Origin of the sequence: Acinetobacter sp. I-MWF, from assembly GCF_025433935.1 — a bacterium.
GTDB classification, from domain to species: Bacteria; Pseudomonadota; Gammaproteobacteria; order Pseudomonadales; family Moraxellaceae; genus Acinetobacter; species Acinetobacter guillouiae.
The window spans coordinates 1,341,449-1,354,714 of sequence record NZ_JAMBAR010000001.1; the positions used below are offsets into that span (position 1 = coordinate 1,341,449).

Below are 13,266 nucleotides of genomic sequence, written 5' to 3' on the forward strand. Positions count from 1 at the left end.
CTACTGATCCTTATTGGGGACTTTGATAAATCAATTGACCTTCTTTGTAGGTTGCCAATATTTTGATGTCTTTAATCTTTTGAGTGGGCACTTTTAATGGGTCTTGATCTATTACCACAAGATCCGCCAATTTGCCTTTTTCTAAGGTACCTTTGTCTTTTTCTTCAAAGTATTGGTATGCAGCCCAATCTGTGACTGATTTTAATGCAATATAAGGACTGACTTTTTGATCCTCACCTAATATATCTCCAGAACGGGTGGTACGATTGACGGTTGCATCAATCACCATCATATTTTTAGGAGGGATGACTGGGGCATCATGGTGCTCAGTAAAAATCATATTTTTTCTTAATGCAGAACCTGTTGGAGAAATTCGGTTGGCTCGTTCTGCGCCGAGCGTTTCATGTTTATGCCAATCGCCCCAGTAGTAAGTATGTAATGAGAAGAACGAAGGAATAAGCCCTAATTTCTTGGCTTGATCTAATTGATCCTCACGCATGGTTTGTGCATGAATAATCACATTGCGGCGATCTGCTTGGCCATATTGTGCATTGGCTGTCTCAATAGTTGCGAGATATTGGTCAATTGCAGCATCACCATTGGCATGTGCAAGAATTTGCCAATGATTCTTATAAGCCAGATTAATTGCATCTTGAACCATTTTTGTATCTGGATAGGCTGGATAACCACGATAGTCTTTAGGTTTTCCCTCTGGCGGGATGAAGTAAGGCTGCGTTAGCCATGCGGTTTTGCCTTGTGGAGAGCCATCTAGGCTGATTTTAACCCCACCAATTCTAAAATGATTTTGATAATTGAGACTACTGCCATTTTTCAGCATATAATCTTTTTCATTGATAATATCTGGATAAACCACGACATCAATATTCAATTGATTGATGGCCGCAAAACTTCGCCATAATTCAGTGGTACCATGATCTGCACGACCTTCTTGTACAGTGGTATAGCCATTTTTGATATAGGTATTTAGTGCTGTTTTTGCCATATTTTGCATGATTTCAGGTGGAACTTTACTAAATGCAGTTGTCATTGCTGAAAAAACAGCAGCTTCTTCAAGTACACCATTTGGCTCTTGAGAATTTGCTTTACGACGAATAATCCCGCCAGTTGGATTTGGGGTATTTTTATCGATGTTTAAAAGTTCAAGAGCCTTGTGATTTACAGAGCCTAAGTGTCCAGACTGATGTAAAACAATAATCGGGTGATTGGTGGAAACCAAATCTAAATCATCTGCTGTAGGATGCCGTTTTTCTTTAATTTGGGCATCATCATAACCATTTCCAATAATCCAACCTGAGGTTGCTTTGATAAAGTCAGGATTGTTTTGTTGCCATAATGAAAGTTCACGAATCAATGATGCAATATCTGAAACGTTACCATCGGGCGTAGGGTAGAGATTTGCCACAGTTTGCTGTAGACCGACACTATTTAAATGGCTATGTGCATCAATAAAACCAGGCAGCAGGGTATGATGGTTTAAGTTAACCTCTTGGGTATTTTTTTGTTTTAACTTTTGCGCTTGTTTTAAATCACCTGCAAAGACAATTCTTCCATCCTTGACCAGTAGCGCTTCGACATAATGGGGTGACATGCCTTGCATGGTTAAAATTGAGCCACCGTAAAATAGCGTGTTTGTTTGCGTCAATGTTGCAAGATCAGCGGGTGTATTCGTGTTTGTTGGAGATACTGTGGTACATGCGCTAAGCGAGCCAAGGCCAATTACGCAGATGATGGGTGCAATTGCACGGACAAGTTTTGATGGGCTACTGATTTGAAACATGAATAATCCCCAAATTTGTTTTATTAAATATTGTTTATTTTATTCAAACTAGCAAAGATTTTGATCTGCGTATAGGTTTGATATGTGTTTAAAAATGATAAGTGTTTTTACATTTGAACAATGATCTTGATTTATCCTAAACGATTTTTTATTTATATACCGCCTAAATAAATCTTTTTCTAAAATAAATCACAGATAACAGCGCCAGTGCTAAACCAATAAATGAGGGACCATAACCGATAGGAGCAGCAAGTAAGCCAACAATTACAGCTCCTGCTACAGCCCCGCCATAATTAAAAATATTCACCCGTGCGATAATTTCATCGCGTCGATTTTCATCTAAACGACCTGCTGCTGAAAATGTCAGCGGGACTAATGCGCCTACCGCAACACCAGCCAGTGCAAAACCAGCAATAACAATCGCCAATGAATGTCCTAAGCCAGCTATGGCACAGCCTGTTGCACCAATCAGCGTTGTGATGAAGGCAACCCATGCAGCGCTTTTAAATTTTAAAAGATAATCCAGACTTAAACGGGTGAGTAAAATACCCATTTGGTATGCGGCATAACCCAATGGGGCGACTGTGGCTGAGCTTGCTAAAATATCTTTAAGATAAATTGAACTCCACGTGCTGATCGCTGAGTCGACAGTAAAGGCGATGAGAATGATCACACCAAAAATAAGCAATTGTTTATGCGGAATTGGTGATCGTTGTTGAGGATGTAGGGCAGCATTTTCTTTTTGTTGAAATAACCAACGTTTTGACACTTGCGATGTAATCAAACACATCATGACAGCAATGCACAATGCCGCAGTTGCCCCAAGTGTGGTTGAGACTGTCGCGGACATGATTAACGCACCAAGGAAAGCAGCAGCGGTATAACAGGCAAAGAAACCGCCCAAGGCGCTTTTTCCAAGTTTCTGTTCCATCATGACAGCTTGCATATTCAATGCCGCATCTAAACATCCGAGTCCAAGCCCATAAAGTAAAAAACTAGCGACCATGATCATGACACTGGGACTAAATGCTGCAATTGCAATACCGATGGCTTCAAATAGCAAGCCGATAACAATAGCCAGCCTTGAACCTAGTTTGACGGCAAGTCGATCTGCCAAAATAGAACCCAGTGCTGCTGCAATACAGACGCCAAGGATAATAATCGACAGTTGATCATCTGAAAGTCTGAATCGGCTTTTGATTGTGGGAAGCGCGGTCATGACGCTGGCATAACCCAAGCCTTGCGTGGCAAAACCAAGTGCGATTACTTTTTGGGTTGTGCTGAGGGATGTATACGCGAAGTTTGGCGTTTTGCTGTTCACGTCCATGCATGGCTCACTTTTTTACTTTTAGAGTTTAAACTTCGGTTTTCGTTTTACTGTCTAGTGATACATCCTGTATCAACTCGCATTTTATTTTATCTGGAATGCATTGAAAGAAAAGGGGCATAACTGGAAAGTTAAGGGGGCAATTCGGACATCTGTATTTTTATTTTTGCAATAAAAAAGCCACTGGAAAGTGGCTTTTGTTAAATGCATGCAGTGATTTACGAGTTTGGACCATCTACGCGTTCAATATTAACGCGTGCTGTTCCTGAATTTGTAATACCTAAACGCTTAGCAGCGCCGTAAGAGAGGTCAAGTACACGGTTACCATGGAAAGGACCACGATCGTTGACTTTAACCACTACGCTTTTACCATTGTCTTTATTGGTTACACGAATAAAGCAGTTTAATGGCAAGCTACGGTGTGCAGCAGTCAAATCATTCATATCGAATGTATCACCGCTTGCGGTTTTACGACCGTGGAACTGACGACCGTACCAAGATGCAACACCAGTTTGGCTAAATTTGCGAACTGTGTTTGAAGCAACTTCATTAAGTTTATCAATTACTGAAGGCTCATCTTCAGGAACTTGAATCTTTGCTGCAATAGTTTGACGACGGACTTGATCGCCAGAACGTTCAGTAATTGACAAACTGTTTAGGTTTGAAAAATGAGAGTTGAAATTTGTTGAATCTTTGCTAATCACACGAGAAGCTAGACTCGAACTATCCGAATCATTGTTTAAGTATGATGACTGAACCATTTCTGAGTTGACCTGCGTCATACTCAGACCCATGGTCAGGGCCATCATATATTTTAGTGAAGCATGCATCGTTTAACTCCTTGGAACCTCAATTTTAACTTTCTAAGTCGCTGAAAATTAACCATAGAGGTCTGTAAATTCACTTGTGCAACTGCATTTAACGGAAAGGATAATATTCAAGCTGGAATAAATGTGTCTAGCATTATTTAAGAAACAGTTACAAAAAGGACAAATTCTTACAGGTTTTGATTAAAAAATAATCAATATTGTAACAAGATATGAAAAAAGTATTAAATGTGATCAAATTAACATAAAAAAATCTTGACTTATTTATTGTTTAGGAAATTGCAAGTCTTAACGACTTACAATTTCGGTGCCTAAAAGCCATAAAGCGGTGGCATACATACGGCTTCTATTATATGTCGTAATCACTTGAAAATTAGGATAAGTAATATAATAAATAGGGCCATTGCTGTCCTGTAATTGAATCACATTAACCAAATCTAAGTCATCAATTTTGACGATTGGATTTAATGGAGAAATCCCTAAATTTTTAAGTGATCCATAGGGAACAGGCTGAGTTAAATCTTTTGCAATAACTGCTTCAGGATTGTTCTCTGTATAACGCGCTAAAAATGCAATAGGGCGATCACGCTGCCAGCCATGTTGAGCCAGATAGTTGGCAATTGAACCAATCGCATCGACCGCAGAGTTACGTAAGTCAACATGACCATTTCCATCGTAATCCACGCCAAATTTAGACACATTACTTGGCATAAATTGCGGATAACCTACTGCGCCTGCATAAGACCCAACAATCGAATTGGTTGGAACGCCATCTTTATATGACCATGCAATTAAAGCACCCAACTCATCTTGGAAATATTGCGCACGGCGGGGATAACCAAAACCGAGGGTTGCAAGTGCATCACGGGTGATAAAGGAGCCCTTATTTGAGCCATAACCTGTTTCCACCCCTAGAATGCCTAGGATGATTGCTTGAGGCACCCCAAACTGCTGTTCTGCGCGATTCAGTGTATCTGCATATTGTTGTTTAAAACGCACACCACGTTGGATGGTGCCTTCAGCTAAAAAATTAGTTTTGTATTGGTACCAAGGCTTACTTTCACCTGGTCGTTCCATAATGCTGATGATATTGGGTAAATTGCGTGAACCGTTCATTGCCCAATCAATTTGTTCGCTACTTAAACCATAGGTTTGCATGGTTTTGGCTTTAAAGTTATTGTATTCAGGGTTGCTGGCAAAATCATTGGCTTGGCAGAAACTGGTCAGTGAAAATGCAGCTGCACAAAAAGTGATGTTTTTAACCTTCTGTAAAAGCCCAAAAGTAAACATAGGTTATATTTCCTAATTATTTATGATAAAAAATTAACGATGTGTATGTATAGACATCACAATGCCAAAAGTGGCCATTAAAGTAATAATTGCAGTACCACCATAACTCATAAAAGGTAATGGCACACCGACTACAGGTAAAATACCACTGACCATGCCCGCATTTACAAATACATAAACAAAAAATGACAAAGCAAAAGTACCAGCAACCAAGCGCCCAAAATTATGGAAGCACTGTAGACTCATTTGAAAGGTTCTAAAGATAATACAAAAGTAAATGATGATCAGAAGTAGGATACCAATCAGACCGAATTCTTCAGAAAATGCGGCAATAATAAAGTCAGTATGGCCTTCAGGTAAAAAATGTAAGTGCGATTGAGTGCCTTCCAAATAACCTTTACCCATAAAGCCACCCGAACCAATCGCTGTTTTAGACTGAATGATGTTCCAGCCTGTGCCTAAGGCATCAGCTTCTGGATTAAATAAAGTTAAAACACGTTGTCGTTGATAGTCATGTAGTAGAAATTCCCAAGCGACTGGAATCACCACTGCAACAGCACTCACTGCACCTAAAATCATTTTCCAAGAAAGACCACTTAGAAATAGCACAAAAATCCCACTGGCTAAGATGAGCAGTGATGTACCTAAATCGGGTTGTTCTGCAATCAGGATAAAAGGAATGCCAATCATGATCAGTGATAAAAACACATTTTTAAAACTAGGCGGTAGAGGATTACGAGATAAAAACCATGCAATCATCAATGGCATACCAATTTTTAAAAACTCACTGGGTTGTACGCTGCCAAAACCCGGAATCCCAATCCAGCGTTGAGCACCCATGCGAACCTCACCAAACACTTTAACTGCGACTAAGCAGACCAGCCCAAACAGATAAAAGTAAGGTGCAAAAGCTTGATAAACTTTAGGGGGAATTTGGGCTAAACCACACATGACGAGAAAACCGATACCAAAGCTCATGGCTTGTTTGGAAACCAGCCCCATATCTTGTGCAGACGCACTATAAAGGACGGTTAAACCGAGCATCGCGTTTAAAATTAGAAATAAGCTCAACCAAGGGTCAATATGGAGTTTTTGCCAGCGTGAGGGGATCATGGCAGTACTCAGACCATCACGAGGAGATTGACGTAAAAATTTATATTGAGAGCTTGGTGCCATTGGTCTATTTTGTGCGGGAAATGTGTTTTGCGCATGCTATCACAATCCCCCTCGAAGGCAATGAATATCAATACTTTGCAACAAAATTATGACTTAAATTTTGTGATTATTTTGAGGGTGAAATATTTAAATTAGAAAATAGTGGGTTAAATAGATTGAATTAAATGGTTTTGAACTTGAATAGGTCTTAGATAGATCTAGGAATAGCGTTTTATCATGATTTTAAGTTCATGAATTTAATGGTTAATTACTACAGCTAAAAGTATAGCTCGATAAATTTAAAAAAATGCCCTTATCAAGAAGGGCATTTTTTATATTTAAAAATCCAATTGAGTTTTAACGATCAATTAAAAAATAAAGTATCGTAATATTCTGCTACAGCTGTGATTTCATCTTTATTTAAATTTGGAATCAACTTATCAATTGCCATATGCACTGCTTTACCTACAGCAGACGCGCCAATATCCGCAGCTTTACGTTTGATCATACCCAAATCCAGCGTTTTATTAAAATCACGCATAAAATGGTTAATCGTCGCATCTGAGAATTGTTTGAATTGTTCAGACAATACAGCGCGATTTACATCCTCATTTGCTTGAACTTCAGCAAAGCTATTTTTGAGATTGGTGACTAAACTTGCGTCTAAATTCACACCGACACGGAATTGACCTTGTGGATCTTTAAATAGACTACGTTCTGAAAACTCTACAGACTGACGAACCACATCATTGTCTGCCTTACTTAATAATTGTTTAAGTAATACAGCAACAGTCGATTTGACATAGCCTGCTAATTTTTCAGCAGTATCTCGTTTGTCACTTGCAGGGAAGCGACGAACAAGTTCAATCAAAAGCGTATCAATAATTTCTTCATTAATGAGTAAGGCAGTTTGATCACGTAAAGGATAAAGTGGTTCGTTAGAGTTTTTTTTCTCAATACCGGTCTGAATGTTCTTTAATAGTTCTTCAGAAGGTACAAAACCAAAAAAAGGCATGTTTTCAACCTCAATGTTTATTGTCGCGCCAATCGAATTGGGCTTGGCATCCATGATTCATCAGATACACGACATGGGTTAATATCTAAACCGCCACGACGTGTATATGTTGCATACACCATCAGCTTTTCAGGTTTTAAATTTTGCCAAATATCGGCAAAGATTTGTTCCACGCATTGTTCGTGAAAACCGTTATGCTGACGATACGAGATAATATAAGCTAAAATACTGCGATAACAAGGTTTTTCGCCTTGGTATCGGATAAAAACAGTGCCCCAATCGGGTTGTCCAGTCACAGGGCAATTGCTTCTTAATAAGTGTGAATACAGTTGAATTTCAACGCTTTCACCGTGTTGTGCATTTTCTTGATCAAAGGCCAAAAGGCTTGCATCTGGATGATTGACCAGCTGGTCAGGTTCTTGATCATCAATACAAATACCCGTTGGTTTGCTGATCTCTAAATCATCAACTTGAAATAAAGTTAGCGTCACTGGGGCTTGTGCAGCAGCAGATAAGTCTTTTTCAACGGTATTGATAAAAGCTTGATGAGAGTCAAACTGGGTAAAGTTCATACTATTAAAGTAGAGCTTTAACGACTTTGATTCAATCAAATTTGGTGATGTTGCTGGGAGTGCAATACGCCCAATGGCAACTTGCGGGATCCCTTTACTATTGAGCCAAGAAATTTCGAATACATGCCACCAATCTTGACCTTTATATATACCCGCTACATCCGCATATTGCTCACGCGCTTGTGTACGCGCGATCGGGAAAAGAATTTCGGGTTGATAGGTAGTTGGGTAATCGGTTTCTTTACCCAATAAGGATTTTTCAACAGACATTATTCACGCATTCCTGAACCACGAGAAAGTAAATAGTAGGCAATCGCATACAGTACGCCACAGAATAGAGTCACGATAAGTAAAGACAATGAAACATTGACATCACTATGACCTAAAATTCCGAAACGGAAAGCATTGACCATATATACAATCGGGTTAATTAAAGACAGATTTTGCCAAAATGGACTTAAAGCACTAATCGAATAAAACACACCGCCTAAGTAGGTGAGGGGTGTTAATACAAAGGTTGGGATAATTGAAATATCGTCAAACGATTTTGCATATACAGCATTGATAAAACCACCTAAAGAGAACAATAGTGAGGTAATAATAACGGTATATATCGTGACGAAAATATTATGGATATAAAGGTCAGTAAAGAACAAACTCATTGCTGTGACAATTGCCCCAACAAGAACACCACGGGCAACACCACCAATCACATAACCACACAAGACCATATGTAATGGAACTGGGCTCATGATCAGTTCTTCGATGCTTTTTTGGAATTTAGCACTAAAGAAACTGGAAGACACATTGGCATAGCTATTTGTAATCACCGCCATCATGATGAGACCTGGCACGATGAATTGCATATAGCTAAATCCACCCATTTGCCCAATACGAGAACCGACCAAATTACCAAAAATCACAAAGTACAAGCTCATGGTAATCGCAGGCGGTAATAAGGTCTGCGGCCAAATGCGCATAAAGCGGCGGATTTCTTTTTGAACTAATGTATAGAGCGCAATACGTAGTTGAGTAAAATTCATTCTGCAACTCCTTCAAGATTTTTCTCAACCAGTTTCACAAATAACTCTTCAAGACGATTTGATTTATTGCGCATACTGCGAACACGAATGCCTTGCGCTTCTAAAAGCTGAAATAAATCATTTAAAGAATGCGCTTTATCCATCGTGACTTCTAAGGTCATAGGGTCAATCAAATTAAATTTCACACCAATGATATCAATCATGATCGGTTCAATAGGATTTTCTAAATCGAAAATAAAAGATTCTTCACTCAATTGGTTTAAGAATGCTTTCATCGATGTATCTTCTTTGATAACACCACGGTCAATAATCGCAATCTGACGACAAAGCATTTCTGCTTCTTCTAAGTAATGCGTGGTTAAAATGATCGAAGTGCCTTTTTCATTCATTTCTGTAAGGAAATCCCACATTGAACGGCGTAACTCGATGTCTACACCTGCAGTGGGTTCATCTAAGATCAAAAGTTTAGGTTCATGCATCATGGCACGCGCAATCATTAAACGGCGCTTCATACCACCAGACAACATACGACCTTGAGTATTACGCTTATCCCATAAACCTAATTTTTCTAAATATTCTTCAGCACGTTGTTGTGCAATTTTAGGCGGAATGCCGTAATAACCCGCTTGAGTGACTAAGATGTCAAAGATCTTTTCAAATTGACCAAAGTTAAATTCTTGAGGAACAACACCTAGACATTGCTTTGCATGTGAAGGATGGGTATCTAAATCATGACCAAAAATTTCCACAGTACCCGAGGTTTTCCGGGCCAAGGAACTGATAATACTGATTGTTGTCGATTTACCAGCGCCATTTGGTCCTAAAAGTGCATAAAACTCTCCTTCTGGAACAGTCAAATTGATTCCTTTGAGTGCTTGGAATCCATTTCTATAGGTTTTAGATAAATCTCTTAACGTCAGAGCATCAGTCATGAAATTCTCACTTGGTTTATGGAGTGTGTATTGTGAGCGATCTTTTTGAATAAACCAAGTAAGTTAGGAGGAATTCTGCATTGCAAATATGCAACATTGTTTAAAGCATGAGCATCAATCAAAAGAGTTGTTTTATAAATGCTTTACCTCGCGGTTTTTTTTGTTATGATGTGCCATCTCAATTTAAGCGCCCATAGCTTAACTGGATAGAGTACAGGTTTCCGAAGCCTGTGGAGTGGGTTCGAGTCCCGCTGGGCGTACCATCTTGCTGTTCCTCCTTGTTCTTGTTCCAATTTGTCTCAAAACCTTTTATATTAAAAGTATTAACAAAATTTTGGTTAAATTCAAACCAATCAGTAAATCTACTTAACTTTTCCAGTAATTTATCTATGCACGAAAGCACACGGCTAAATCGCCGTGCTTTTTTAATTAATCGGATCTGTAGTGCATTGCCTCATTACTGTGAAAGTATCCTCATATTCATGCATCCCCTTATTCCAGATATCCTTTTTTGGTGTTATTTTCATTCCAATAATCGAATTAAGAACTATAACGTGCTCTATCGTTGGTTCTCGTTGATCAATTCTTTTTATCACGCCATCAGGGGCAACAAAGGTAACTTTAAATTCTCCAAAATCTGTTGTATTCGACGATTTGCTGTAGGAGGGGCTTTTTCGATAGGTTGGTTCATCTAAATACACAAAATCAATTTTCTTCAAGGCTTTTTTTATTGATTTGAACTTTTGTTGAACTTGGTATGCATTTGACTTTATCACCAATTTGCATTCAAAGATTTTTTCTTTTTTTGTATTTGTTGCATTTATATGAAAAGGCTGATCTGCTGAGAATCGAGTAGGTACTCCATTTTCTTTGTATGGTCGTAGTTTAGCGTTTAAAACTGCATTTTTGATCAATTCATCTGTTTTAGCATTTCCAGTACTACTAATCACTTTTGCAGATGTCACATTACCCATTCCATCTGATTCAAAGCGAATCACAGTATCAAATACATTTGGAGTATCAAACTGATTAATAATTTTTGGTATTTTAGGATTTATTCGCCAGCTTACTCCATTATTTTTTGTTAGATCAAGAGATTCTTCTGCTGCATTTGTTAATAAACTACAAAACAAAAATGGGATATAAAATAAATGCTTCAAAATGTACACCTTATATAAAAGTTAGTATGCAATATCTTTGTAAGTTAAATTATTGTGCTCAAGTTTATAGCAATTTTTCACACAATTCATTACTACAGCTAGAAGCTGAATTCCACAGCAGATTGCTAATGCGACTGTAAGGCATAAGTGATTATTAAGTTAACACTGAACTTTAAAAGCTTTGTAAAATGCCTGAATCTGATTTTTGTTAGGCACACGCCTAAATCAAACATTGGTTAATTAAACGCTTAAGCTAATTCAAACAAAATTGAGGTAGATCTTTCAGCAGTTTTTCTAAATCAATAAGCTGATATTTTTTAGTGAATACACCACTAATTGAAGGCGTGTTTGAACGCTGAATTATTGATGTAGTTATCAATGAATTAATTATCACTTAGAGTATTGATGAAGAAAGCATAAAATGGTTCAGTCTAAATAACCATATAAAGTTATGGATTGATCAATATAAGTCATTGATGGGTGACTATTCGTAATTTTTAAAATATAAAAGTAATTTGAACATGAAAAATTGGATGATCTTTTGGAAATGCTTTAAATAGAGTTACTTTGTTGGTGAAGTTTTTTATAGCCAACCACTCGATAAGATTGATTCTAAAAAGCATAAATTAGTAGCAGAATACAAAGTACTTAAGTAAAACACGTATCTATCAAATCATTTGTAATACTGTGATTAAGCTAAATATCTATAGATTTTAAGTCTCTTATTCACCTTCATATTGAGTATTTTTCACCAATTAAAAGCAAGCTATAGCACTTGTTATATATTGCCACTGACAAATAAAATGAAACCCTAGTAAAATAGTAGGTATTCCTCCTATTACCGAATAATCGGTTTTTGCCTGCATTCTTTCCCCAAAGATGCAGGTTTTTTTTGCCTTAATGTTTAAATTATTCATAGCATAGCCTTAGTTGGCTGCTTTTTTAATAAAATCCTTAAGCGGTTAAGGATTTAGAATTTTGCTCAAAGTTCATAAAATAGAGCTGAATGCGGTAGTATAGTGATTAACGACAAGAGTAATCATTACGATGAATGAAACCTTTACATATTTGTATACCCACGTGGGTATATTTGGGTCCTTACCCACACATAAAGTGTTTACAAGTGATAAGAGTGATAAAACAAAATTAATTTTTGCTGATAACACATTTATTTACAGTTTAATTTCTTCTTGGGCCTTAAGTAACTCTGATTTTGATAGTGGAAAAGTGACATGGAAAGAAGAACCAGAAGGCTATCTAGAGAATGAAATAAAAAAATTAGCGATTTATAAAGCGAATCATCCCTTATTTATCACTGAATCATAAATTGATGTAGTCACTAGAGTGACGTCACCGCTATTTTAAAGGTTGATGAAAGGTAGAGCAAAATATTGAAGAATGCCTTGCAGAAATTTGAGGCATTTTAAATCGCTTAATTTTTCTTAACTCGCCAAAAAAATGTCATAAATGAGTGTTATATTGCTTAAAACAATTGAGGGGAGCCAGCATGGGTATCGATCTAAAAGAACTCAATAAGCAAATTGATGATTTTAAAGAAAGTAAGGATCCACAAAGATTAGTGATCGGTTATAAAACTTATTCTAAATTAATGAAAGAGAATAAGTTTTTAGATAAAATTAGCAAAGATGCAAATGACCCAATGATTAGATATTATAAAGAAATAAAGATAAAAATAGTCACAGAAAAGCATTTTTTTGAGATTGAATAGCTGAATAAGCAATATAAGTTGAAATGAGTGGTAAATAATGAAGTTTATAGTGAGGCGCTTAAAGCGTCTTTTTTTATAGCAAAAATTGTTATAGATACTTAACAGGTATTTATAGACAGGGAAGTATCGATAAGAAAAGGAAAGAGAGAAGTAATTATTGCAAAATGTTTTACTATTTAAGCAGCTTACTAAGCGATAGATTTTAATGTGATTTATTTATCCATATTAATGATTGAAAATTTCACGTTATTAGTGTATAAAAAATCAACAACAATAAAATAAGGGTGATTACATGATATCTAAATCTATAAACATCGCATTCTTCTTTTCTATGTTTATTGTTCTTACTTTACTTATCCATTTATTTGGTAATATCCCTTTAGGGATATGGGTGTATAAGTAAATACAAATGGACCTA

The 13,266-nt window shown here is 37.1% G+C and carries 12 protein-coding genes and 1 tRNA gene; 3 read left to right on the forward strand and 10 right to left on the reverse strand.

Going from position 1 to position 13,266, the window contains the following annotated elements; all coding sequences use genetic code 11:
• Window positions 1-10 precede the first annotated feature (10 nt).
• The 9 genes from M2R48_RS06360 to M2R48_RS06400 form a co-directional block, all read right to left on the reverse strand.
• Complete coding sequence (locus M2R48_RS06360; RefSeq protein ID WP_262085467.1) at window positions 11-1,798, reverse strand: amidohydrolase; 1,788 nt, start codon at window positions 1,796-1,798, stop codon at window positions 11-13.
• Window positions 1,799-1,961: 163 nt separating this feature from the next.
• The gene (locus tag M2R48_RS06365) at window positions 1,962-3,125 is read right to left on the reverse strand and encodes an MFS transporter (RefSeq protein WP_262085469.1); all 1,164 of its coding nucleotides are present in this window, start codon (window positions 3,123-3,125) and stop codon (window positions 1,962-1,964) included.
• A 218-nt stretch (window positions 3,126-3,343) separates the two neighbouring features.
• Window positions 3,344-3,955, reverse strand: coding sequence for a septal ring lytic transglycosylase RlpA family protein (locus M2R48_RS06370; protein WP_004722011.1), 612 nt, complete (start codon window positions 3,953-3,955; stop codon window positions 3,344-3,346).
• Between the two features lie 285 nt (window positions 3,956-4,240).
• A complete protein-coding gene (gene mltB, locus M2R48_RS06375) occupies window positions 4,241-5,242 on the reverse strand; it encodes a lytic murein transglycosylase B (RefSeq protein ID WP_262085470.1) in 1,002 nt (333 codons plus the stop codon).
• A gap of 33 nt (window positions 5,243-5,275) precedes the next feature.
• Complete coding sequence (gene rodA / locus M2R48_RS06380; protein WP_004722007.1) at window positions 5,276-6,418, reverse strand: rod shape-determining protein RodA; 1,143 nt, start codon at window positions 6,416-6,418, stop codon at window positions 5,276-5,278.
• 343 nt (window positions 6,419-6,761) lie between these two features.
• Window positions 6,762-7,412 (reverse strand): hypothetical protein, encoded by a 651-nt coding sequence (locus M2R48_RS06385; protein WP_262085471.1) that lies wholly within the window; start codon window positions 7,410-7,412, stop codon window positions 6,762-6,764.
• A gap of 17 nt (window positions 7,413-7,429) precedes the next feature.
• Window positions 7,430-8,254 (reverse strand): NADPH-dependent 7-cyano-7-deazaguanine reductase QueF, encoded by an 825-nt coding sequence (gene queF / locus M2R48_RS06390; protein WP_262085472.1) that lies wholly within the window; start codon window positions 8,252-8,254, stop codon window positions 7,430-7,432.
• On the reverse strand, window positions 8,254-9,027 hold the full coding sequence (locus tag M2R48_RS06395) for an ABC transporter permease (RefSeq protein WP_004820027.1): 774 nt from the start codon (window positions 9,025-9,027) through the stop codon (window positions 8,254-8,256). The genes queF and M2R48_RS06395 overlap by 1 nt, the downstream gene beginning before the upstream one ends.
• The gene (locus M2R48_RS06400) at window positions 9,024-9,959 is read right to left on the reverse strand and encodes an ABC transporter ATP-binding protein (RefSeq protein ID WP_004722000.1); all 936 of its coding nucleotides are present in this window, start codon (window positions 9,957-9,959) and stop codon (window positions 9,024-9,026) included. The genes M2R48_RS06395 and M2R48_RS06400 overlap by 4 nt, the downstream gene beginning before the upstream one ends.
• Before the next feature lie 187 nt (window positions 9,960-10,146).
• Here M2R48_RS06400 and M2R48_RS06405 point away from each other — a divergent pair.
• Window positions 10,147-10,222 (forward strand) — tRNA-Arg (locus M2R48_RS06405).
• A gap of 162 nt (window positions 10,223-10,384) precedes the next feature.
• Here M2R48_RS06405 and M2R48_RS06410 read toward each other — a convergent pair.
• Window positions 10,385-11,119, reverse strand: coding sequence for an energy transducer TonB (locus tag M2R48_RS06410; protein ID WP_262085473.1), 735 nt, complete (start codon window positions 11,117-11,119; stop codon window positions 10,385-10,387).
• A 1,047-nt stretch (window positions 11,120-12,166) separates the two neighbouring features.
• Here M2R48_RS06410 and M2R48_RS06415 point away from each other — a divergent pair.
• Both M2R48_RS06415 and M2R48_RS06420 read left to right on the forward strand, forming a co-directional pair.
• Complete coding sequence (locus M2R48_RS06415) at window positions 12,167-12,445, forward strand: hypothetical protein (RefSeq protein ID WP_262085474.1); 279 nt, start codon at window positions 12,167-12,169, stop codon at window positions 12,443-12,445.
• 181 nt (window positions 12,446-12,626) lie between these two features.
• Entirely contained in the window at window positions 12,627-12,848 is a 222-nt protein-coding gene (locus M2R48_RS06420; protein WP_004820039.1) for a hypothetical protein, read from the forward strand.
• Window positions 12,849-13,266: the final 418 nt, after the last annotated feature.